Here is a 22,611-nt window from a genome sequence, read left to right as displayed (position 1 = left end):
GTATTGGTGTGTCCCCGGTATTCACCAGACTCTCGTGCCGATATCGACGTGGTCGTGTGAACGTCCGAGAGCGGGCCACGCTGACGTCGATCTGGGCGGTGTCGAGAGGGCCCACGGGAACAAATGTGAAAGGCCTGCCGTTGACCGTCTCGACAACTTGAGTGAATCAGACTCAACTCTGGCTTGACAACCGCCGCCTGGCGGGGGCAGTCTTGAGCCTGGTTCGCTCAGACCCAAAGACGTAACTAGCAGGAGGAATCAACATGGCTCGTGCGGTCGGCATCGACCTCGGGACCACCAACTCCGTCGTGGCGGTACTGGAGGGTGGCGACCCTGTCGTCGTCGCCAACTCCGAAGGGTCCCGCACCACGCCTTCGGTGGTCGCCTTTGCACGTAACGGCGAAGTGCTGGTCGGCCAGCCCGCCAAGAACCAGGCGGTGACCAATGTCGACCGGACGATCCGTTCGGTGAAGCGGCACATGGGCACCGACTGGTCCGTCGAGATCGACGGCAAGGACTACACCTCCCAGGAGATCAGCGCCCGCGTGCTGATGAAGCTGAAGCGGGACGCCGAAAGCTACCTCGGCGAGGACATCACCGACGCGGTCATCACCGTGCCCGCGTACTTCAACGACGCACAGCGTCAGGCCACCAAGGAGGCCGGCCAGATCGCCGGCCTGAACGTGCTGCGCATCGTCAACGAACCGACGGCCGCGGCCCTGGCCTACGGCCTGGACAAGGGCAGCAAGGAACAGACCATCCTGGTCTTCGACCTCGGTGGCGGCACCTTCGACGTCTCGCTGCTGGAGATCGGGGACGGAGTCGTCGAGGTCCGTGCGACCTCCGGTGACAACCACCTCGGTGGCGACGACTGGGACGACCGGATCGTCGACTGGCTCGTGGACAAGTTCAAGGGCACCAGCGGCATCGACCTGACCAAGGACAAGATGGCCATGCAGCGGCTTCGTGAGGCCGCCGAGAAGGCCAAGATCGAGCTGAGCTCCAGTGGCAGCACCTCGATCAACCTGCCCTACATCACCGTCGACGCGGACAAGAACCCGCTGTTCCTCGACGAGCAGCTGACCCGCTCGGAGTTCCAGAAGATCACCCAGGATCTGCTCGACCGCACGCGTGCGCCGTTCCAACAGGTGATCAAGGACGCCGGCATCTCGGTGTCCGACATCGACCACGTGGTGCTGGTGGGTGGCTCCACCCGCATGCCCGCGGTGACCGATCTGGTCAAGGAACTCACCGGTGGCCAGGAGCCCAACAAGGGCGTCAACCCCGACGAGGTCGTCGCGGTCGGTGCTGCTTTGCAGGCCGGCGTGCTCAAGGGTGAGGTGAAAGACGTTCTGCTGCTTGATGTCACACCGCTGAGTCTCGGCATCGAGACCAAGGGGGGCGTGATGACGAAGCTCATCGAACGCAACACCACGATCCCGACCAAGCGCTCGGAGACCTTCACCACGGCCGACGACAATCAGCCGTCGGTGCAGATCCAGGTCTATCAGGGTGAGCGCGAGATCGCGGCCCACAACAAGCTGCTCGGCTCCTTCGAGCTGACCGGCCTGCCGCCGGCTCCCCGCGGTGTGCCCCAGGTCGAGGTGACCTTCGACATCGACGCCAACGGCATCGTGCACGTGACCGCCAAGGACAAGGGCACCGGCAAGGAAAACACGATCAAGATCCAGGAAGGCTCGGGCCTGTCCAAGGAAGAGATCGACCGGATGATCAAGGACGCCGAGGCGCACGCCGAGGAAGACCGCAAGCGTCGCGAAGAGGCCGACGTCCGCAACCAGGCCGAGTCGCTGGTCTATCAGACGGAGAAGTTCGTTTCCGAACAGCGCAGTGCCGAAGGCGGATCGAAGGTCCCCGAGGACACCTTGGCCAAGGTCGAGGCCGCCGTCACCGACGCCAAGACGGCGCTGGCCGGCAGCGACATCGGTGCGATCAAGTCCGCCATGGAGAAGCTGGGCCAGGAGAGCCAAGCGCTGGCTTCCGCCATCTATGAATCCAGCCAGGCCGACCAAGCCGACGGTGGATCGGCCCGTCCGTCCGACGACGACGTCGTGGACGCGGAGGTCGTTGACGATGAGCAGGAGAACAAGTGAGTGAAGGTCGCGAGGACGAACCGGTAACTGTCACCGACAAGCGCCGTGTCGACCCCCAGACCGGAGCGGTTCGCGAGGCCCCCGGAGGGCAGGAGCGAAGCGACCCGGGATATGGCACCGGCCCGGCCCCCAGTGGGCCGGGACCGGCGGGGTTCGCGGGCGAAACGCCGGAGGAGGCTGACAAGGCCGCTGAGCTGCTGGGTGACCTGCAGCGGGTGCAAGCCGATTTCGCCAACTACCGCAAGCGCGCGCTGCGCGATCAACAGGTCGCCGGCGAGCGGGCCAAGGCTGCCGTGGTCAGCCAGTTGCTCCCGATCCTCGATGATCTCGACCGCGCCCGCAGCCACGGCGACCTCGAGACGAGTCCGCTGAAGTCGGTTGCCGACAAGCTCACGGCCGCACTGGCCGGGCTGGGCCTGACGGCCTTCGGCGCCGAGGGCGACGAGTTCGACCCGTCCTTGCACGAGGCCGTGCAGCACGAGGGGGAGGGCTCCAAACCGGTGCTCGGCACGGTCATGCGGCAGGGCTACAAACTCGGCGACCTGGTGCTGCGGCACGCGCTCGTCGGGGTGGTCGACACCGTGGCGGACGAGCCGACGGGACCTAAGACGGCCGACACGCCCGTCAACGGCGGGCAGAGCGGCGCGCAGAACGCAGAATCGAACTAACGGCATGACAATTGGTGCAGAGGAGGTGACGCGGCATGGTTCAACGGGAATGGGTTGAGAAGGATTTCTACAAGGTGCTCGGCGTCTCCTCCGACGCCAGCGAGGACGAGATCAAGCGGGTGGCCCGCAAGCTGCTCGCCGAGAATCACCCTGACCGCAACCCGGACAACAAGACGGCCGACGAGCGCTACAAGGAAGTCGGCGAAGCCCGGGACGTGCTGACGGATCCGGCCAAGCGCAAGGAGTACGACGAGACCAGGCGGATGTTCGCCGGCGGCGGCTTCGGTCGTCGCGGCAACGGCGGTGGTTTCGGCGGCTTCAGTAGCTATGGCTCCGACGGCGGCGAGTTCAACCTGAACGATCTGTTCGACAACGCCGGCCAAACCGGCGGGACGAACATCGGCGACCTGTTCGGTGGCCTGTTCGGCCGTGGCGCCCCGCCGCGGCCCAGCCGGCCGCGGCGCGGTAAGGACCTCGAGACCGAGACCGAACTCGACTTCCTGGAGGCGACGAAGGGTGCTCAGGTCGCTCTGAGGCTGACCAGCCCTGCGCCGTGTACGAATTGCCATGGCAGCGGCGCACGTCCGGGCACCAGCCCGAAGGTGTGCCCGTCGTGCAACGGCTCCGGGGTGATCAACCGCAACCAGGGCGCGTTCGGGTTCTCCGAGCCGTGCACCGACTGCCGGGGTAGTGGCTCGATCATCGAGAACCCCTGCGACGAGTGCCACGGCACCGGGGCGACCACCCGGACCCGCACGATCAACGTTCGTATCCCCGCGGGCGTCGAGGACGGCCAGCGCATTCGGCTGGCCGGTCAGGGTGAAGCCGGGCTGCGCGGTGCGCCCTCAGGCGATCTGTACGTGACTGTGCACTTGCGGCCGGACAAGGTATTCGGCCGTGACGGCGATGACCTGACCGTGACGGTTCCGGTGAGTTTCACCGAACTGGCTTTGGGGACAACGCTTTCCGTTCCGACCCTGGAGGGTAAGGTCGGTGTGCGGGTGCCCAAGGGCACTGCGGACGGCCGGATCCTGCGGGTGCGCGGGCGCGGTGTGCCCAAGCGCGACGGCGGCCACGGCGACCTGTTGGTCACCGTGAAGGTCGCCGTGCCGCCCAACCTCGAAGGCCAGGCGCTGGAGGCGTTGGAGGCTTACGCGACCGCCGAGCGGGCCAGTGGTTTCGACCCGCGCGCCGGATGGGCAGGTAATCGCTGATGGCCGCGGCAGACGAAGCACGGACGTTTTTGATTTCGGTGGCCGCCGAGCTGGCCGGCATGCATGCGCAGACGCTGCGCACCTACGATCGGCTCGGTCTGGTCAGCCCCCAGCGCAGTTCCGGTGGGGGACGGCGGTATTCGGAACGCGACGTCGAGCTGCTGCGCGAGGTGCAGCGGCTCTCCCAGGACGAGGGCGTCAACCTGGCCGGGATCAAGCGGATCATCGAGCTGACCAATCAGGTCGAGGCGCTGCAGTCCCGCGTCGAAGAGATGATGCGCGAGCTGGAGTCGTTGCGCAACAACCAGCGTCGCGATCTGGCGGTCGTACCGAAGAGCACGGCGCTGGTGGTCTGGAAGCCGCGCCGCTGACGATCTCGTGCCGAGATCGACGAAATGCTGGGATCTACTCGGACTTTCGCGGCGAATCGTCGGTTTGGGCGATTAGGCGACGCGAACGGTGAACACCGCGACGTCGGGCTGTCCGGGTTGGGCCGAGCGGTAGCCACCCGCGCGTAATGCGTTGGTGGGCGCGGCCATCGGCTCGATCGCGATCAGATCATCGGTGGCCGGGGCGAAGATCTGCGCCGCCGGATAACCCTGGTCCATGACCACGTCGAGACGACGGTCACCGCCCGCGAGCGTGAAGATCGCGCCGGGCGAAACCTCGTCAAAGCCGTCGTCAAATATCTTGTTGCCCAAGCTTTCCGAGAAGGCGGGCCAGACCTCAAAATCTCCGGTCGGAATGCCCTGCTCGTCCACCAGTAGGCGGCGAAGCCGCGGAGTCTGCAGTGTCCACTCCGATCGGGGAACGCCGGGAATGGTGAAGTACGGATGGAAGCCGTAGCACAGCGGCACCGATACCGCCGTCGTCGGCGTGACGGTTGTCGTCACGATGAGAACCCGGTCGGCCAGCGTGGCGTCGAGCGTGACGACGTGAGGGAACGGAAAGACGGCCAGCAAGGCCGGCCGGCTGCCGAAGTCGAGCTCGGCCGTCAACCGGTTCTCGGACTGCTCGGTGATCACCCAGCCCGGGTAGGCGGAGAGCACGCCGTGAATCGGCAGGTCGTTCGCGTCGGTGCGAACGCCGCCCACCCCGGGGGTCAGGGTCACCGCGCCGCCGTCGACATCATATCCGTTGGCGCCCAACCGATTCGCCCAGGGGTACAGGATGGGGATACCCATCGTCTTAGCGTCTGACAGGTAGGCGGCAAGCCCGCGGCGCTGCCCCAGCAGTTCGACCCCGTCGTCGGACAGCGAGGTGCAGATCATCCCCGCCGACGGCACGTAGGTGGCGGTCAGTGGGGAAGACGGATCTTTTAGAACGACAGACGGCAGCTCGGCCACCGTCGGAGTCTAGCGCTGCGCGCCGATGTAGTTCGTCAGATCCTCGATCGTGCGCAGCGAGGCGTACTGCGACTCCGGGATGTCGACCTCGAAGCGCTTGTGCAACCGGACCAGAAAGTTCAGCCAGTCCATCGAGTCGAGGTCGACTTGATCACGCAGCAATTCAGTATCGGACAGCTCACCCTCTTCGATCTCCGGTGCGATCGCCAGCAGTTCGTCGACAACCTGATCGCGGATTCCGGTATCGCTCATGTCGATCCCCTTCTACAACTCGTCAGGCTGCTGCAACAGCCGGTTGACTTCGGCCAGGAACAGCGCGCCCCGATGGCCGTCGCTGGCGCGATGATCTGCGGCCAGACTGGCCTGCACCGTCGTGGCGACCCGGATGCCACCGTCGACCACAATGACGCGCTGTGCTGGCCGGCCGAACCCCACGATGGCGACCTGTGGCGGGTAGATGACGCCGAACACCGAGTCGACACCCTTGTCACCCAGGTTGGTGACGGTGATGGTCGGGTCCGACATCTCCGAGCTGCGCAGCGAGCCGGCCCTGGCCCGGGCAACCAAATCCGTCAGGTCAGCCATCAACTCGTCGAGCTTCTTTTCGGCCACGTCGTGGATCGCCGGGGCCACCAGCCCGCCGCCGCGCAGCGAGATCGCCACGCCGACATGCACAGCCGGGTGCGGTTCGTAGCCTTCATCGCGCCAGAACCCGCTGAACTCGGTGAACCGTTGCGCGGCCAGTGCCACTGCTTTGAGCTGCAACACGGCCGGCAGCAATCGCTCGGTGATCGGCCGGTTCATATTTTGTTCGGTCAGCCAGGCCAGCGCCGTGTCCAGGATGACTTCGTCGGCCAGGTAGTAGTGCGGAATCTCGCGTTTGGACCGGCTCATCGCCGCGGCGATCGAGGCGCGCATGGCCGCACCGCGCTCCTTGGCCTTCTCGGCGGCGGACTTCGGTTCCGAACTCGCGGCGGGCGCGGCGGCCGCGGCGGGCTTGGGCTCGGCGTGATGCCTGGTGGCCGCGGCATGCTCGACATCGCTCAGCGTGATCGCCCCTTGGGGGCCGGTTCCGGTGACGGCTTGCAGATCGACGTTGAGCGCGGCCGCCGTCCGCCGGGCCACTGGGGACACCCACAGCCGATGACCGATGGGCGCCGCGATGGCGGATGGCTGCGCGACGGTGCGCGGGTCGGTGTGCGCGGCGGGGACGGGCGTGGCAGCCGGTGAGGCGGTGCGCGGTGGCACCGCCTCACCGGGCTCCACCAGGGTTGCCAATGGTGCGCCGACGGCCACCGTCTGCCCGACCGGGACAAGTAGCTCGTTGACTACGCCCTCGTGCCAGCACTCGATTTCCACTGCGGCCTTGGTGGTTTCGACGACGGCGACGATCTGCCCGCGCGTGACCGTGTCGCCGGGTTTGATCAGCCACTCGTCGAGGGTGCCTTCGTCCATGTCCGCGCCAAGGGCGGGCATCGTGAACTCGATCACTGTTCCTCCACCCCGAACAAGCCACGTGCGGCGGCGACGATCTTGTCGGGTTGCGGCAGCGCCGCCTCCTCGAGGTGCTTGGCGTACGGGATCGGCACTTCGTCCGTGCAGACCCGGGCGATCGGGGCGTCGAGATCGTAGAACGCGCCCTCGACGATGCGCGCACTGATCTCACCGGCGAAGCTGCCGGTACGCCACATCTCGTCGACGACGACGGCCCGGTGCGTCTTGCGCACTGATTCCAGGATCGTCTCGTCGTCCAGCGGCCGCAGTACCCGCAGATCGATCACCTCACAGTCGATTCCCGCGAGCGAGAGCTGGTCGGCGGCGTCCAGCGTCTTCGGCAGGCAGCCGCCGTAGGTGATCAGGGTGACGTCGGATCCGCTGCGCCGCACCGCAGCCCGGGTGATGTCGGTCGGCTCGAGGGTGTCGACGTCGACCGATGTGTTGTACAGCTGGACGTGTTCGAAGATGACGGTCGGGTCCGGGTCGGCCAGCGCGGTGAGCAGCATGCCGTAGGCATCGGCGACCGTGGCCGGCGCCAGCACCTTGATGCCGGGGATGTGCGCGTACCAGCCTTCCAGGCTGTGCGAGTGCTGGGCGGCGAGTTGGCGCCCAGCGCCGGTGGCCATCCGCACCACCAGCGGAACGGAGAACTGGCCGCCGGACATGTGCCGCAGTGCGGCAGCGGTGTTGAGGATCTGGTCAAGCGCGAGCAGGCTGAAGTTCACCGTCATGACTTCGACGATCGGGCGCAATCCACCGAGGGCCGCGCCCACTCCGATGCCGACGAAACCCAATTCCGACAACGGGGTGTCCCTGATCCGTTCGGGGCCGAACTCCTCGAGAAGTCCCTTCGAAGCAGCGTAGGTTCCGCCATAGGCGCCGACGTCCTCACCCATCAACAAGACGCGGGAATCCTGTTGCATCGCATGGCGAATCGCGTCATGAACGGCGTTGCGGTAGGTCGTTTTCATGAGAGGATGTCCGTGGTCGCCGGTGACATCAGATGCCGAGCGAGGTCGTCGACGCTTTCCCAGGTGCCCGCCTCGGCGTAGGCGACCGCCTCGGCCACCTCGGTCTCGGCGGCCGCCCGGATGGTGGCGATGTCCTCGGCGGTGAGAGTGCCGTCAGCCAGGCACTTGTCGCCGAAGAGATGGATCGGGTCGCGCTTGCGCCACTCCTCGACTTCGGATTTCTCCCGATAGAGTTCGGGATCGAACATCGAGTGCGGACGGAAACGGTAGGTGCGGAACTCGATGAAGAACGGTCCGCCTTCGGTGCGGATGTGTTCGACCGCCTGTTGCGTGACGGTGTGGCAGGCCAGCACATCCATACCGTCGGCCGATGCGCCGGGCACGCGGTAGGACGCCGCCTTGGCCACCAGATCCGGCTGGGACAGCTCGTGGTCGATCACCGTTCCCATCGCGTACCGGTTGTTCTCACAGCAGAACAGCACCGGCAGCTGCCACAGCTCGGCCATGTTCATGGACTCGTGAAACGCGCCCTCTGCGGTCGCTCCTTCGCCGAAATAGCAAGCGGTGACGTTCTTTCGACCCAGCTGCGCGTCGGCGAACGCCAGTCCGGCTGCCAGCGGCAGGCCGCCGGCAACGATGGCGTTGCCGCCGTAGAACCGGCGCTCGGCGTCGAACAGGTGCATGGATCCACCGCGTCCGCCTGAGCAGCCCTGCACCTTTCCGTACATCTCGGCCATGATCTTGGTCATCGGAATGCCACGAAGTAGCGCGTGGGCATGGTCCCGATAGGTCGTCACCACCGCGTCGTCAGGGCCCAGGGCCCGCAGTGATCCCGTGGCCACCGCCTCCTCGCCGACGTAGAGATGCAGGAAGCCGCGGATCTTTGCCGCGCTGTACATTTCGGCACATTTCTCTTCCATCCGGCGGACCCGGATCATGTCCGAGAGCAGACCGCGCGCCAACTCTCGGTCGGTCATGCCGGCACCTCGCTGCCGTGCTGGGCGGCGGTGGTCTCCACTGTCGAGGTGTCCCCTTCGGGCAACCCCAGCTCGCGGGCCTTGAGTAGCCTGCGCATGATCTTGCCCGACCGAGTGTGCGGAAGTGCGTCGACGAAGTCGATCTCCTTGGGGGCCACCGCCGCTCCCAAACGCTTCCGCGCGTGTCCCATCAACTCGCGGCGCAGGTCGTCGTCGCCGATGTGGCCTGTCTTGAGTGTGACGAAGGCTTTGACCAGTTCGCCATAGGTGGGGTCGGGCTTGCCGATCACTGCTGCCTCGGCGACCGCGGGATGGTCGGTCAGCACGTTCTCCACTTCGAAGGGCCCGATCAGATGCCCGGAGGACTTGATGACGTCGTCGGCCCGTCCCACGAACCAGAAGTAGCCGTCGGCATCGCGCTTGACCAGATCGCCCGACAGGTACAGGTCGCCGACGAAACTTCTGCGGTAGCGCTCGTCTTGGTGCAGATAGCCGCGAAACATCGACGGCCAGCCGACGCGCAGCGCCAGTTCGCCCTCGACGTCGGGCTCGCTGACCACACTGACCGCGCCGGACTCGTCGTGGCGCACCACGCAGGCGTCGACTCCCGGCAGCGGCCGGCCCATCGAACCCGGCTTGATGTCGAAGGCCGGGGTGTTGGCGACCATGATGCCGCCGGTCTCGGTCTGCCACCAGTTGTCGTGAATCGGCAAGCCCAGCACCCGCTTTCCCCACCAGACCGCCTCGGCGTTGAGCGGCTCACCCACACTGGCGATGAACCTCAGATGTGGGAAGTGGTACTGCGCGGGCAGCTCCTGGCCGGCTTTGATGAGCATTCGGATCGCCGTCGGCGCGGTGTACCACACTGTCACCTGCTGGTCCTGCAGAATTCGGTACCACCGCTGTGCGTCGAACTCGGCCTCGTCGATGATCGAGGTGACGCCGTGCAGCAGCGGGGCGATGATCCCATAGGAGGTCCCGGTCACCCATCCCGGATCTGCTGTGCACCAATAGATGTCGTCAGGATGAAGGTCGAGGGCATAGCGTCCGGTGATATAGTGCATCGCCACTGCACCGTGAATGTGCTGAGCGCCCTTAGGGGTTCCCGTGGTGCCGCTGGTGAAGTGCAGCAGCGACGGGTCGTCGGCGGTGGTGTGCTCGATCGGCGCGATGTCGTCGGCAGCGTCCATGAGCCGATGGAAATTCTCGGTACCGGCCAGGTCGTCGCCGACCACCAGAACATGTCTGACCGACGTCAGCTGATCGCGGATCTTGGCGATCTTGCGCTTGTAGATGGCTGCGGTGGTCACCAGCACATCGGCGGCTCCGATGTTGACTCGGGTGGCGATGGGCTCAGGACCGAATGCGGAGAACAGCGGCGAGACGACGCTGCCATTGCGAAGTGCACCGAGCATGCTGATGTAGAGCTCGGGGACGCGGCCCATGATCACGAAGACGCGGTCGCCCTTGCCGATTCCCAGACCGCGCAACACGTTGGTGAACGTGCGGGTCAGCCTGCCCAGCTCGGCGTAGCTGACGTCATGGGTGCTGAGCGCCGCGGCGGCGGGAGTGTCGGCGATGAAGCGCAGCGCGGTACGGCCGGCGTCGGGGCCTGTGGCGTGCCGGTCGACGGCGGCGTAGGCGATGTTGCAGCCGCCACCCATCCCGGCACACAGGTCGGGCACGTCCGACCAGGTGAATGTCGCGCACGTTCGCGCATAGTCGGTGAGATTGGGAGCGACCTTCAGGTCCTCCGCACCTTTGCTGATGACGTCCATGGCGTTCTTCAGACGTGCGGTGGGGCGATTATGCCGTCACGGCGGGCCCGCCCCAGATTGGCCATCACCCGGTCGAGCAGGGTCGCGTAGACGGCACCGCTTTTCAGGATGTCCGCACGGTCTTCATGGTGCAGGTACGCGTCGAGTCGTCGTTCCAGGGACCAGTCCCAGTAGATGCGCCCGGTGTAGGGCGAACACAGGAATTCCCAAGCGACGGTGTCGAGTTCACACTCGTCGGTCTCGTCGGTCGGTCCGGCAGTCGTCATCATCACAATCCCTCACTGCCACCCCAAGAACAGATGGTCGTCTCAGCTCCGTCGGTCCGAAAGGGACGAAAGTCACAGAACTTGGTGCAAAGGTCGTGCTCGATCGGGGTCAGGCCAGGGGGTCGTGTTGTATGCGCTCGGGCGGCGCTCCCTTGGCGACCAATGCCTCATAGGTGGCGCGCACCATGGCGGGCCCGCCGCAGATCAGGATCTGGCGATCCCCCCATGCGCCGTACTTGGTCACCACATCGGGTAGTCGCCCCGTCTGGCGGACATGCAGGCCGCGAGGGGGCGAAACGTCGGGATAGTCGGCCGCCCAGGGCGGGTCGCCGGCATACTCCGACACCGGTGAGACCGACAGCCAGGGGCTGGAGGCGGCGATCTCCCACAGCGTCCGCAGGTCGTAGAGTTCGCATGGATAGCGGGCACCGAAGAACACATGCACCCGCGGGTTCTCCCCGAACCGGCACATGTCCATGATCAGTGCGCGCAGCGGCGCCAGCCCGGTGCTGCCCGCCACCATCAGGACGTCCTCGCCGTCGCGATCCACCTCCATCGCCCCGTGTGGGCTGGACAGCCGCCACCGGTCGCCGGGCCGGGTTTCGGTCACCATCGAATTGCTGACCATGCCGCCCGACACGACGCGGACATGGAACTCGATGTAGCCGTCGGGGTCTGCGGGCATGGCCGGGGACAGAAACCGCCAGCGCCGCGGCCACTGCGGGATCTGGACGTTGACGTACTGACCCGGGTGATAGGGCATCGGCCGATCCAGGCGCAGGCGGACGACGGCGATATCGCGCGACACCCGGTGGTGTTCGACGACGGTGCCGTCCCACCAGGCCGGTCCGTCCTCGGCGTCGGCCGCGCCGGCCATGATGCCGGTGATCAGATTGATGGCCTGGCTGGCGGCGTCGTCGACCGCCGCGGTCCAACTGTCGATCAGATGGCTGCGCATCGTGGAGTACCAGGCCTGCCGCATGCTGTCGTAATGCTGTTGGGTTACACCGTATTTCCGGTGATCGCGGCCCAGCTGGGCGAGGAACGCCACCGGCTCATGGGCGCGTTGAGCGACGAATTCGCCGAACACCCAATGCATCGCCTGGCCGAACGCCGCGCGCTGCGGTGCCAGCTCGGGCGGGAAGTGGTCACGCACTTCGGGGTCCAGGGCGAACCACCGGGTGTAGAAGCGGCGGAGCAGTTCGTCGGACGCGGACTCAGGGGCCGCGGACTCTTCGAACGCAGCCTGCAGCACCCGCAGCGCGTCGCGATCCTCCAGGCCCACGGCGGCGATTTTAGGCGTGTCGGCTACAGGCCGTGAATGCCCTTGTACAACACCATGACACCGAGCACGACCAGGATCACGGCGACGAGCGTCGCGTGCTGGGCCTCCATCCAGTTCTTCAGTTTGTTCAGCGGTTCGTCCAGACGCTCGCCGGCCACCAGGTAGGCCAGCACCGGCAGCGCCACCGATGACGCCGCGATGGCGGTGAACACCGCGTCAGCCGTCCAGGCCCCGGTGGTGCCCAGGCCCGCCGATCCGATCGCCAGGCCGGCCGCGGCGCACATGAACAGCACCTTGGGGTTGACCACCACCAACACGATCGCGGTCACGAAGGCACGGGCGGGCCTGATGGTGGTCATCGACGTCAGCCAGCCGGGCGTGTGTTCTGCGCGCTTGCGGGTGAACCATCGGTAGAGACCGAACACGATCAGCGCCCCGCCGACTGCGATCCGAACGTAGGGCGCCCACGTCGGCTGTTTGTTCAGTCCGCCCAGAGCGTCGGACACCAGCACGAACCCCGCGGTGAGTGCGCCGATACCCAGCACCCAGCCCAGCAAGAACGCCATGCTGGTGGGGCGGGGTGAGGGCGTGTGCAGCATGAGGATGCCCGGGATGATCGTCAGCGGGGACAGCGTGATGACGAGCGCCAGGGGGATCAATTCGATCAGTTCTGAGCCCAGACTGGTCGTCACAGGTGCCTCCTGGCGATAGTCGGACAACGCGCGGCCACGGCTGACCGTACTATCTCTGCCCGTGGGCAACGATGCCGACGAAGAAAAGGGTGATGGCGGCCACGATGGCCAGCAGAACACCTTGATCTACGTCTCGGGGGTCGCAGCGGTACTGCTGTTGGTGATGTTGGTGTGGGCAGTCATGGACACCGCGGACAGCTCGCAGCGACGTGACTCGCCAGGAACGTATGCGCCGGCGATCAGCACAACGCCGACGACGACATCTCGTAAGACGTCTACGACATCGCGCACGACCTCGCCGCGGATCTCGACCACCGATATGAATCCGACTCCGGCTTCGCCGACGCCGACGTCGCCTTTGGACACCGCGGGCGAGCTGACGAGCCCACCGGAGACGGACGACTCCACTCCCACGACGACGGTCACCCTGACCAATCCGTACGCCACGACGTCCCCGCCGAACGCCGGGCGTACCTAAGCTCTGACGGTCGTCGAGTCAGCCCGGCTTGCGTCGCAACGTCCAGGCCGGCACCCAGTGCGTCACCGCCTTTCGGCGTGATCCGTACGCGATCTCGTAGGTCACCAACCCCCACCAGTCGCCCTGCTCGCAGATGCCCCAACAACTCAGGGTTCCGGTGACGACCTTGTGCATCTGCAGACCGTGCGGGTGATAGCGCCCCGACCGATGAGGCTCGCGGGGAAACAGCACGGTGAGGTCGATCAGCACCGGGATGGGCGGGCGCACCGATCTGAACGGGTCACGGACGGGCTGACCGTTGTAGCCGATCGACGCCAAGTCCCCCATGTATCGATCATATGTTCGAATATCGGGGCGGTATACCCCGAAATCAAGGCCGAAAGCCCCTCGCGAAGAGGGTTCAGAAAAGTTTAAGTTGAGCGGAACAGACTCAACCTTGACGATGTTGAAGAAGGCGACAAGCATTTTGCCGTGCCCTTCCGACTGTCCGCGGGCACGGCCTGACCGAAAGTGAGGTGTCGTGGATTCTTTCAACCCGACAACCAAGACTCAGGCGGCGCTGACCGCCGCGTTGCAGGCTGCCAGTGCGGCCGGCAACCCGGAGATCAGGCCCGCCCACCTGCTGTTGGCGCTGCTCACGCAGGCCGACGGCATCGCTGCGCCGCTGCTCGAGGCTGTCGGTGTCGATCCCGCCACCATCCGCACCGAGGCCCAGCGCCTGGTCGACCGGCTGCCATCGAGCAGTGGTGCGACCTCCCAACCCCAGCTCTCGCGCGAGTCGCTGGCGGCCATCACCGCCGCCCAGCAGCTGGCCACCGAGATGGACGACGAATACGTCTCTACCGAGCACCTGATGGTCGGCCTGGCCACCGGTGACTCCGACACGGCCAAGCTGCTCACCGGACACGGCGCCTCCCCGCAGGCTCTGCGTGAGGCGTTCGCAAAGGTCCGCGGCAGCGCCCGGGTCACCAGCCCGGATCCCGAGGCCAGCTACCAGGCGCTGGAGAAGTACTCCACCGACCTGACCTCGCGTGCCCGGGAAGGCAAGCTCGACCCGGTCATCGGGCGTGACAACGAGATTCGCCGCGTCATCCAGGTGCTGAGCCGCCGCACCAAGAACAACCCGGTGCTCATCGGTGAGCCCGGCGTGGGTAAGACCGCGATCGTCGAGGGACTGGCCCAGCGCATCGTGGCCGGCGACGTGCCGGAAAGCCTGCGCGACAAGACCGTCATCTCACTGGATCTCGGCTCGATGGTCGCCGGTGCCAAGTACCGCGGTGAATTCGAGGAGCGGCTCAAGGCCGTCCTCGATGACATCAAGAACTCGGCAGGGCAGATCATCACGTTCATCGACGAGCTGCACACCATCGTCGGCGCCGGCGCCACCGGCGAAGGCGCGATGGACGCCGGCAACATGATCAAGCCGATGCTGGCCCGCGGCGAACTGCGGCTGGTCGGTGCGACGACCCTCGACGAGTACCGCAAGTACATCGAGAAGGACGCCGCACTCGAGCGCCGCTTCCAGCAGGTGCTGGTCGGCGAGCCCTCGGTCGAGGACACCGTCGGCATCCTGCGCGGTCTCAAGGACCGCTACGAGGTGCACCACGGCGTGCAGATCACCGACTCGGCGCTGGTTGCGGCCGCCACCCTGTCCGACCGCTACATCACCAGCCGGTTCCTGCCGGACAAGGCCATCGACCTGGTCGACGAGGCCGCCTCGCGACTGCGCATGGAGATCGACTCCCGCCCCGTCGAGGTCGACGAGGTCGAACGGCTGGTCCGCCGGTTGGAGATCGAGGAGATGGCGCTGGCCAAGGAAGAGGATGCTGCTTCCAAGGAGCGCCTCGAGAAGCTGCGTGCCGAGCTGGCCGACCTTCGGGAGAAGCTGGCCGAGCTGACCACCCGGTGGCAGAACGAGAAGAACGCCATCGACATCGTGCGTGAGTTCAAGGAGCAGCTCGAGGTGCTGCGCGGCGAGGCCGATCGGGCCGAGCGCGACGGTGACCTCGCCAAGGCCGCCGAGCTGCGCTACGGGCGCATCCCCGAGGTGGAGAAGAAGCTCGACGCGGCACTTCCGCAGGTCGAGGCCCGCGAGGCCGTCATGCTCAAGGAGCAGGTCGGACCCGATGACATCGCCGACGTGGTGTCGGCGTGGACCGGCATCCCCGCCGGCCGGATGCTCGAAGGCGAGACCGCCAAGCTGCTGCGCATGGAGGAAGAGCTCGGTCGACGGGTTGTCGGCCAAACGAAGGCGGTACAAGCGGTTTCCGACGCGGTCCGGCGCTCGCGTGCCGGTGTCGCCGACCCGAACCGGCCGACGGGCTCGTTCCTGTTCCTCGGTCCGACCGGTGTCGGTAAGACCGAGCTGGCCAAGGCGCTGGCCGACTTCCTGTTCGACGACGAGCGGGCGATGGTTCGCATCGACATGAGCGAGTACGGCGAAAAGCATTCGGTGGCAAGGCTTGTCGGTGCTCCGCCCGGCTACATCGGCTACGACCAGGGCGGTCAGCTGACCGAGGCGGTGCGACGTCGCCCCTACACGGTGGTGCTGTTCGACGAGGTCGAGAAGGCTCACCCGGACGTGTTCGACGTGCTGCTGCAGGTTCTCGACGAGGGACGGCTGACCGACGGCCAGGGCCGCACGGTCGACTTCCGCAACACGATCCTCATCTTGACTTCGAACCTGGGGTCGGGTGGTACCGAGGAGCAGGTGATGGCGGCGGTGCGCGCGGCCTTCAAGCCGGAGTTCATCAACCGCCTCGACGATGTGCTCATCTTCGACGCGCTGAACCCCGACGAGCTGGTCCAGATCGTGGATATCCAGTTGGCGCAGCTGCAGAAGCGCCTGCGTCAGCGTCGCCTGGAATTGGAGGTGTCGCTGCAGGCCAAGAAGTGGCTGGCCGACCGTGGGTTCGATCCGCTGTACGGCGCTCGGCCGCTGCGGCGGCTCGTGCAGCAGGCCATCGGCGATCAGTTGGCCAAGCTGTTGCTCGCCGGTGAGGTGCACGACGGCGACGTGGTGCCGGTCAACGTCAGTCCGGACGGTGAACACCTGATCCTGGGCTGAGTCTCACGACGTAGGGTCCCCGCACCAAAGGTGTGGGGACCCTACGCGTTAAGTGTCGGGCAGGCCCAGCGCCGCGAGCGCACCGGTGACGGTGGCCTCGCGTAGCCGCCGGTATGGGGTGTCGGGGAATTGCAGACAGCAGTCCTGCAGACCGCCGAACGCGATGACACCGCGCGCCGACTGCTCGAGGGTAGGTCGCCGTCCGAACACCAACCGGCACAGCCGCTCTCGCCATGCCAGCAGTGTGTCGATCAATCCGAGGTCAGCCAGTGTGGTCAACTCGGTCACCACCAGCATCAGGTCGGCCCGGTGGCGGTAATGGAAGTCGAAGTAGCCCTCGAGCAGTTCGCGAGGCGTGGCCCGGGCGGTCGGCGCGCGGTTCTCCTGCTCGGTGACGAAGCGCTCGCCCTCGTCGATCAGCGGTTGCAGAATGCTGCGAACCAGGTCTTCGCGGGACTTGAAGTGGTAGTACAGCGCGGGCTTGGTGATGCCGAGCCGATCGGCGATGTCCTGCAGACTGGTCCGTTGCACACCCTTCTGGCCGAACAGTTCGCGGGCGACATCCTGGATCCGTTCACGGGTTCCTGACACGGGCCTGCTCACGTAGCCACCCTAACTGACCGATTGTTAAGTAAGCTCGCGACCGATATACTTACCGACCGTTAAGTAAGTGGAATGGAGGTCGCCATGCGCGTACTCATCTCGGGCGCCAGCATCGCCGGACCGGTACTGGCCTACTGGCTCACCCGCCGCGGGTTCGACGTGACGGTCGTCGAACGCGCACCCGCACTGCGAAAGACGGGCGGCCACGCCGTCGACCTCTTCCGGCCGGCGATGGAGATCTCCGAACAGATGGGCGTGATCGACAAGGTCAAGGGGCGCGCCACCGGTACCACCCGAATGATCCTGCAGCGCACCAACGGGCGGCCGCCGGTCGACGTCGACTATCTGAAACTCGTCGGCGTCATATCCGACCGGCACGTCGAGATCATGCGCGACGACCTCAGCCAGATCTACTACGACGCGGGTCGGGACGATATCGAGTACCTGTTCGGCGACCAGATCACCGCGATCGCCGACGACGGCGCCGTCGACTTCGCCCGCTCGGCGCAGCGCCGTTACGACGTGATCGTCGGCGCCGACGGCCTGCATTCAGGAGTGCGGCAACTCGTCTTCGGCCCCGACGCCGGGCACAGCAGGTTCCTCGGCGGCTATCTCGCCGTGCTGTCGGTGCCGAAAACCTTTGCGCGCGATGGCGAAATGACCAACTTCCTGGACGCCAAGCGGTGGGCGGCGATCTATACCGCCGATCACCTCGACGATGCGCGTGCGGTGTTCCTGTTCCGTCCCGACGCCCCGCTGGACTATCACCACCGCGACGACGCCCGCCAGCGTGCCCTGCTGCGCACCCAATTCGCCGGCCTGAACCCGGTTGTCGATCGCTGGTTGGGTGAACTCGACGGGCCGGGCACGTTCTACTTCGACTCGATCACCCAACTGGAAATGACCAGCTGGTCGCGCGGTCGCGTCACCCTCGTCGGCGATGCCGGCTATTGCCCGGGGCCGGCCGTCGGGGGCAGCACCAGCCTGGCGGTACTGGGCGCCTATGTGCTGGCCGGTGAACTCGAGCGGGCCGGCGGCGACCACGTGGCGGCCTTCGCCGCCTATGAGCGGGTCATGGCCGACCCGGTGCGGCACAGCCGGGCGTTCGCCCGCACCGTGGCCAAGACGCTCGTGCCGCGATCGGAGTTCGGGGTGTGGGGGCTGGTCACCGCGGGCCGCGTTCTCGATACGCTGCCGGCCGGTCTGAGCAGGGCCGTCGCCAAGCTCAACAACAAGGGGGTGCGGCTGTACGACGCCATGGGATATCCCGACTACCCGGTGCCGGCCTCTGCTATTGATTGATGGTGCCGACCATCAACCCCGTCATCAGCGCGGTCCCCGGAAAACCGAACCTCCTGACCGGGGCCTACGACCTGGCCACCGTCGGCTACCGCGCCGACGAATATTTCGTTGCCGGCACAGCCTCTTCGTACAACCCGCCGACGACCGCCGAATACACCACCCGCATCGTGGTCCTGCAGCCGATCGACGAGGCTGCCTGGAACGGCACCGTCATCGTCGAATGGCTCAATGTCAGCGGCGGGATCGACGCGCCCGCCGTCTGGTTCATGGCCCACCGGGAGATCGTGCGTGCCGGCTACGCGTACGTCGTCGTATCCGCTCAGCGTGTCGGGGTCGAGGGCGGCCTGAGTCTTGTTGGCGATGCGTCGCTGAAAACCCTTGATCCACAACGATATTCAAGCCTTCACCATCCGGGTGACAGCTTCGCCTACGACATCTTCACGCAGGTTGGCCGCGCCGTGCGCGCCGGTGTGATCGACGGTCTGACACCGCAGTTCGTGCTCGCTGCGGGGGAGTCACAGTCGGCCACCTTCCTGACCACCTACGTCAACGACGTCGACCCGGGTGCCGGTGTCTATGACGGTTTCCTGATCCACTCCCGGTTCGGGTCGGCGGCCCCGCTGGACGGCACGTCCCTGCTCGATGAATCTGGTGAATTCCACACCCGACCGGTGCCGTTCCGCGCGGACCTGCGAGTGCCGGTGCTGGCCGTCATCACCGAAACCGACCTGCTCGGCGCGCGGCTGCTCGGCTACGTCCACGCCCGCGTTCCGGATACCGACACGCTGCGCGTCTGGGAGATCCCCGGCTCGGCGCACGGCGACAACTACACGATCAAGGTGGGCTTCATCGACACCGGCGCGGTGCCGCTGGATCAGATCGTGGCGGCCTACGCGCCGACCAATGAGCTGATGGGTCAGCAGCTGCCGCACTGCATCAACTTCGCGCCGCAGCACCACTACGTGCTGCAAGCCGCGGTGGCCGGACTGCACGACTGGGTGCGGACCGGGCGGCCGGCGCCGAGTGCGCCGCCGATCGACCTGACCGATGCCGACCCGCCCGAGATCGTCGTCGATGCGAACGGCCTCGCCACCGGCGGCTTGCGCACTCCCTGGGTGGACGTCCCGACCGCCCGGACGTCGGGTGCCAGCGCGGGAGACAACGTGCTGCTCGCGATCTTCGGGTCAGGTGAGCCGTTCGACGCCGAGACGCTGGCCAGGCTATATCCCGGCGGGCGGACCGAGTATCTGGCGCGCTTCGCCGCGGCACTGGACCAGGCGATCGGCGCCGGGTTCGTGTTGGCGGCCGACCGTCAGGAAATCCTCGACCTCGCGGCAGCGAGCTTCTCGGTCGGTGACCAGATCGCCAACTGAGCAAGATAGCGGCACGTAATGGGCTTGTGACCTGCTGGAGTTCTCGCAACCGGGCAGTGAACAGATACGCTACGTCTAATGGTTCCGTTCTGGTTCACGCTGTCCGCGCTCTGCTTCGTGGGTGCGGCGGTGCTGTTGTACGTCGACATCGGCCGTCGACGTGGCTTGGGCCGCCGCCGCAAGTCCTGGGCGCGGTCGCACGGGTTCGACTTCGAACCCGAGTCCACCGAGATCATCGACCGCTGGAAACGCGGCGTGATGTCGACCGTCGGCGATGTCACCGCCCGGAATGTGGTGCTGGGTCAGATCCGCGGTGAGGCGGTGTACATCTTCGACCTCGAGGACGTCGCCACCGTGATCGCCCTGCACCGCAAGGTCGGCACCAATGTCGTGATGGACCTGCGGCTCAAGGGCATCGCCGAGCCGCGCGAGAGCGACATCTGGCTGTTGGGCGCCATCGGCCCGCGGATGGTCTACTCGACCAACCTCGACGCCGCCCGCCGGGCGTGCGACCGCCGGATGGTCACCTTCGCCCACACCGCGCCGGACTGCGCCGAAATCATGTGGAACGAACAGAACTGGACGCTGGTGTCCATGCCGATCTCCTCGACCCGCGCCCAGTGGGATGAGGGTCTGCGGACTGTGCGGCAGTTCAACGACCTGCTGCGGGTACTGCCGCCGACCGCGCAGCCCGCGCTGCCCCAGTCAGCCGGGCGCCGCAACGCGTCCCCGGGCCGCCCCCTGGCACCCGCCGGCCGCGGCGAGCTGCCGCCCGGACGCGCCGAGGTCCCGCCGCCGCTGCGTCCGCAGCAGCCGCGCAGTGCCAGTCAGGCTGGCACACAGGCTCCCAACTACCAGCGCTGAGCCGATAGGGTCTCGGGGTGTCCCGTCCTGTCGCGCTGATCACCGGGCCTACCGCAGGCCTTGGCGCGGGTTATGCCCGCCGCTACGCGCGTGACGGCTACGACCTGGTCCTGGTCGCACGCAATGTCGAGCGACTACAGGACCTGGCCGCCGAGCTGCGGGCTGCCAACGGCGTCGAGGTCGAGGTGTTACCGGCCGACCTCACCGAGGCCGCTGACCGGGCAGGAGTGGCCGACCGGCTGGCAGCCGGGGTGCAGGTGCTGGTCAACAACGCCGGATTCGGCACCTCCGGCGAGTTCTGGACCGCCGTGCCCGATCAGTTGCAGGCGCAACTCGATGTCAACGTCACCGCCGTCATGCACTTCACCCGCGCGGCTCTGCCGCCGATGATCGCCGCCGGTTGCGGCACGGTGATCAATATCGCCAGCGTCGCCGGACTGCTGTCGGGTCGCGGGTCCACGTACTCGGCGTCCAAGGCGTGGGTGGTGTCATTCACTGAGGGGCTGGCCAACGGGCTGGCCGGGACCGGCGTGAGTATCCACGCGGTGTGCCCCGGATTCGTCCACACCGAATTCCACGAGCGCGCCGGCATCGACATGGCGTCGATCCCCGACATCATGTGGCTGGGCGTCGACGACGTGGTCGCGGAGAGCCTCGCCGATGTGGCCAAGGGCAAGATCATCAGCATTCCCGGCCTGCAGTACAAGGTGCTGACCACGGTCGGCCGGCTGGTCCCGCGCAGGGTGGTCCGCGCGGTCAACAACAGAACAGGACGAAGTCGTGGGCGCACCTGACCTCAATGTCGCCGACCGCGCCGAACTCGCCGAGCTGGTCCGCCAGCTGTCGGTGGTGTTCGGCCGGGTCACCTTGTCCTCCGGCAAGGAGGCCGACTATTACGTCGACCTGAGGCGAGCGACCCTGCACCACAAGGCCGCGCCGCTGATCGGGCGGCTGATGCGTGAGCTCACCGCCGACTGGGACTACGCGGCGGTCGGCGGACTGACGATGGGTGCCGACCCGGTGGCCGCCGCGATCATGCATGCGCCAGGCCGCCCGATCGACGCTTTCGTGGTGCGTAAGGCGCTCAAAAGCCATGGGATGCAACGCCTCATCGAAGGTGCCGACGTGGCGGGCAAGCGGGTGCTGGTGGTCGAGGACACCAGTACGACCGGCGGTTCGGCCTTGACCGCCGTGCATGCGGTGCTCGAAGCGGGCGCCACGGTCGTGGGTGTCGCGACGGTGGTCGACCGGAATACCGGGGCGGCCGAGGCGATCGAGGCCGAAGGGTTTCCCTACCGCAGCGTGCTGGGCCTGGCCGACCTCGGGCTGCAGACGTCCTGACGCAGTGAGAATTGACGAAGAGCCGCTCGAGGCTTCGGAATACCAATGGGATGACGTTGTCGACGTGATCTGCGCCGGCGCCGGTCTTGGCGCGCTGGCCCACGCCATCTGGTGTGCGGACCTCGACCTCGATGTCGAGCTCGCCGATGCGGAGTTGTCTTCAGACGCAATCGATCCCGATACCGCCGCCTATCTGGTGTCGATGACCGAGGACCTGGGGCCGGCGGTGGATCGAGATCTGCGGTTGGCTGTCGCGTATGCCAAACCGGTGGTGGTCAACAAGGACCGCAAGGCCACCATCGAGCCGTTCTTCGGCTCGCGGTTACGGGACTTCTCGGCACGCTGTGTGGCTTCGCCGTTCGGCGTCGTCTACAGCCAGGTGCCCGATGGGATGACGTCGATGCACAGTGCCGGTGAGACCATCAGGGTGGCGGTGCTCGGCGACTTTCGGCCCGAAACGGACTGTCTTGGTGCGGAACTGGCCGAGTGGTTGCGCGGACAGGCTGATGAGCGGGGGTTGCTCGACGATACCGGTACGGCATTGCAGCGGCTGATATTCGAATACGGGCGCGTGGCGGGTGCGGAGCTGTCCACGCCGTCCGGACCGCGGCTGGTGCGTGCGGTCGTAGGTGTCGCACTGTCGATCGGGCCGATTCCCGACTCGGGTGATTGGCCGATTCAAAAGAAGTTGTCCGACGGCGCAGCGCAAGTCGCTGTGGTGAGTCGGACCGCCAGTCGATTCGGCCTCGTCGAACTGCTGCACAGTTCCTGACCGGAC

General features: G+C 66.5%; 23 protein-coding genes. 12 read left to right on the top strand and 11 right to left on the bottom strand.

Annotated features, from left to right (window positions below; translation table 11 throughout):
• Nucleotides 1–263 precede the first annotated feature (263 nt).
• From dnaK to HPC46_RS01735, 4 genes are read left to right on the top strand one after another with little or no spacing between them, the layout of a single operon-like run.
• Nucleotides 264–2,111 (top strand): molecular chaperone DnaK, encoded by a 1,848-nt coding sequence (gene dnaK / locus HPC46_RS01750; RefSeq protein ID WP_005143114.1) that lies wholly within the window; start codon nucleotides 264–266, stop codon nucleotides 2,109–2,111.
• Complete coding sequence (gene grpE / locus HPC46_RS01745) at nucleotides 2,108–2,779, top strand: nucleotide exchange factor GrpE (protein ID WP_179466477.1); 672 nt, start codon at nucleotides 2,108–2,110, stop codon at nucleotides 2,777–2,779. The genes dnaK and grpE overlap by 4 nt, the downstream gene beginning before the upstream one ends.
• Nucleotides 2,780–2,814: 35 nt before the next feature.
• Nucleotides 2,815–3,993 (top strand): molecular chaperone DnaJ, encoded by a 1,179-nt coding sequence (gene dnaJ / locus HPC46_RS01740; protein WP_179466476.1) that lies wholly within the window; start codon nucleotides 2,815–2,817, stop codon nucleotides 3,991–3,993.
• A complete protein-coding gene (locus tag HPC46_RS01735; RefSeq protein ID WP_179466475.1) occupies nucleotides 3,993–4,364 on the top strand; it encodes a heat shock protein transcriptional repressor HspR in 372 nt (123 codons plus the stop codon). Before dnaJ ends, HPC46_RS01735 begins: the two co-directional genes overlap by 1 nt.
• A 72-nt stretch (nucleotides 4,365–4,436) precedes the next feature.
• Here the strand turns inward: HPC46_RS01735 and HPC46_RS01730 are convergent, their stop codons facing one another.
• The 9 genes from HPC46_RS01730 to HPC46_RS01690 all read right to left on the bottom strand — a co-directional run bounded on the left by HPC46_RS01730 (nucleotide 4,437) and on the right by HPC46_RS01690 (nucleotide 12,805).
• On the bottom strand, nucleotides 4,437–5,339 hold the full coding sequence (locus HPC46_RS01730) for an aldose 1-epimerase (RefSeq protein WP_179466474.1): 903 nt from the start codon (nucleotides 5,337–5,339) through the stop codon (nucleotides 4,437–4,439).
• Nucleotides 5,340–5,348: 9 nt separating this feature from the next.
• A complete protein-coding gene (locus HPC46_RS01725) occupies nucleotides 5,349–5,591 on the bottom strand; it encodes an acyl carrier protein (protein WP_179466473.1) in 243 nt (80 codons plus the stop codon).
• A gap of 12 nt (nucleotides 5,592–5,603) precedes the next feature.
• Entirely contained in the window at nucleotides 5,604–6,830 is a 1,227-nt protein-coding gene (locus HPC46_RS01720; RefSeq protein ID WP_179466472.1) for a dihydrolipoamide acetyltransferase family protein, read from the bottom strand.
• Entirely contained in the window at nucleotides 6,827–7,807 is a 981-nt protein-coding gene (locus HPC46_RS01715; RefSeq protein WP_179466471.1) for an alpha-ketoacid dehydrogenase subunit beta, read from the bottom strand. Before HPC46_RS01715 ends, HPC46_RS01720 begins: the two co-directional genes overlap by 4 nt.
• On the bottom strand, nucleotides 7,804–8,784 hold the full coding sequence (gene pdhA / locus HPC46_RS01710) for a pyruvate dehydrogenase (acetyl-transferring) E1 component subunit alpha (protein ID WP_179466470.1): 981 nt from the start codon (nucleotides 8,782–8,784) through the stop codon (nucleotides 7,804–7,806). The genes HPC46_RS01715 and pdhA overlap by 4 nt, the downstream gene beginning before the upstream one ends.
• Nucleotides 8,781–10,562 carry an acetate--CoA ligase gene (gene acsA, locus HPC46_RS01705; protein ID WP_179466469.1) on the bottom strand — a complete coding sequence of 594 codons (1,782 nt, stop codon included), beginning with the start codon at nucleotides 10,560–10,562 and terminating at the stop codon, nucleotides 8,781–8,783. The genes pdhA and acsA overlap by 4 nt, the downstream gene beginning before the upstream one ends.
• Before the next feature lie 8 nt (nucleotides 10,563–10,570).
• Entirely contained in the window at nucleotides 10,571–10,828 is a 258-nt protein-coding gene (locus HPC46_RS01700; RefSeq protein WP_233716140.1) for a hypothetical protein, read from the bottom strand.
• Nucleotides 10,829–10,937: 109 nt separating this feature from the next.
• Entirely contained in the window at nucleotides 10,938–12,113 is a 1,176-nt protein-coding gene (locus HPC46_RS01695; RefSeq protein ID WP_179466467.1) for an FAD-binding oxidoreductase, read from the bottom strand.
• A 23-nt stretch (nucleotides 12,114–12,136) separates the two neighbouring features.
• Nucleotides 12,137–12,805, bottom strand: coding sequence for a GAP family protein (locus HPC46_RS01690; protein WP_179466466.1), 669 nt, complete (start codon nucleotides 12,803–12,805; stop codon nucleotides 12,137–12,139).
• Nucleotides 12,806–12,866: 61 nt separating this feature from the next.
• On the opposite strand from HPC46_RS01690, the gene HPC46_RS01685 reads away from it, so the two are divergent.
• The gene (locus tag HPC46_RS01685; RefSeq protein WP_179466465.1) at nucleotides 12,867–13,283 is read left to right on the top strand and encodes a hypothetical protein; all 417 of its coding nucleotides are present in this window, start codon (nucleotides 12,867–12,869) and stop codon (nucleotides 13,281–13,283) included.
• Between the two features lie 18 nt (nucleotides 13,284–13,301).
• On the opposite strand, the gene HPC46_RS01680 is transcribed toward HPC46_RS01685, so the two are convergent.
• Nucleotides 13,302–13,610: a hypothetical protein gene (locus HPC46_RS01680; RefSeq protein ID WP_179466464.1), complete on the bottom strand. Its 309-nt coding sequence runs from the start codon at nucleotides 13,608–13,610 to the stop codon at nucleotides 13,302–13,304.
• 193 nt (nucleotides 13,611–13,803) lie between these two features.
• On the opposite strand from HPC46_RS01680, the gene clpB reads away from it, so the two are divergent.
• The gene (clpB, locus tag HPC46_RS01675; RefSeq protein ID WP_179466463.1) at nucleotides 13,804–16,350 is read left to right on the top strand and encodes an ATP-dependent chaperone ClpB; all 2,547 of its coding nucleotides are present in this window, start codon (nucleotides 13,804–13,806) and stop codon (nucleotides 16,348–16,350) included.
• A gap of 48 nt (nucleotides 16,351–16,398) precedes the next feature.
• On the opposite strand, the gene HPC46_RS01670 is transcribed toward clpB, so the two are convergent.
• Nucleotides 16,399–16,953 (bottom strand): TetR/AcrR family transcriptional regulator, encoded by a 555-nt coding sequence (locus tag HPC46_RS01670; protein ID WP_179466462.1) that lies wholly within the window; start codon nucleotides 16,951–16,953, stop codon nucleotides 16,399–16,401.
• A gap of 84 nt (nucleotides 16,954–17,037) precedes the next feature.
• Here HPC46_RS01670 and HPC46_RS01665 point away from each other — a divergent pair, with 84 nt between their 5' ends.
• The 6 genes from HPC46_RS01665 to HPC46_RS01640 all read left to right on the top strand — a co-directional run bounded on the left by HPC46_RS01665 (nucleotide 17,038) and on the right by HPC46_RS01640 (nucleotide 22,605).
• Nucleotides 17,038–18,255 (top strand): FAD-dependent monooxygenase, encoded by a 1,218-nt coding sequence (locus HPC46_RS01665; protein WP_179466461.1) that lies wholly within the window; start codon nucleotides 17,038–17,040, stop codon nucleotides 18,253–18,255.
• On the top strand, nucleotides 18,255–19,628 hold the full coding sequence (locus tag HPC46_RS01660) for an alpha/beta hydrolase domain-containing protein (RefSeq protein ID WP_179466460.1): 1,374 nt from the start codon (nucleotides 18,255–18,257) through the stop codon (nucleotides 19,626–19,628). The genes HPC46_RS01665 and HPC46_RS01660 overlap by 1 nt, the downstream gene beginning before the upstream one ends.
• Before the next feature lie 78 nt (nucleotides 19,629–19,706).
• Nucleotides 19,707–20,492, top strand: a complete 786-nt coding sequence (gene ttfA / locus HPC46_RS01655) for a trehalose monomycolate transport factor TtfA (protein ID WP_179466459.1) — start codon at nucleotides 19,707–19,709, stop codon at nucleotides 20,490–20,492.
• Between the two features lie 17 nt (nucleotides 20,493–20,509).
• Nucleotides 20,510–21,286, top strand: a complete 777-nt coding sequence (locus HPC46_RS01650; RefSeq protein WP_179466458.1) for an SDR family NAD(P)-dependent oxidoreductase — start codon at nucleotides 20,510–20,512, stop codon at nucleotides 21,284–21,286.
• A complete protein-coding gene (gene pyrE, locus HPC46_RS01645) occupies nucleotides 21,273–21,833 on the top strand; it encodes an orotate phosphoribosyltransferase (protein ID WP_179466457.1) in 561 nt (186 codons plus the stop codon). The genes HPC46_RS01650 and pyrE overlap by 14 nt, the downstream gene beginning before the upstream one ends.
• A gap of 4 nt (nucleotides 21,834–21,837) precedes the next feature.
• Nucleotides 21,838–22,605: an FAD-dependent oxidoreductase gene (locus tag HPC46_RS01640; protein WP_179466456.1), complete on the top strand. Its 768-nt coding sequence runs from the start codon at nucleotides 21,838–21,840 to the stop codon at nucleotides 22,603–22,605.
• Nucleotides 22,606–22,611: the final 6 nt, after the last annotated feature.

The organism is Mycolicibacterium vinylchloridicum (assembly GCF_013404075.1).
Classification (GTDB): domain Bacteria; phylum Actinomycetota; class Actinomycetes; order Mycobacteriales; family Mycobacteriaceae; genus Mycobacterium; species Mycobacterium vinylchloridicum.
This window is presented reverse-complemented; position numbering and strand designations above follow the sequence as displayed.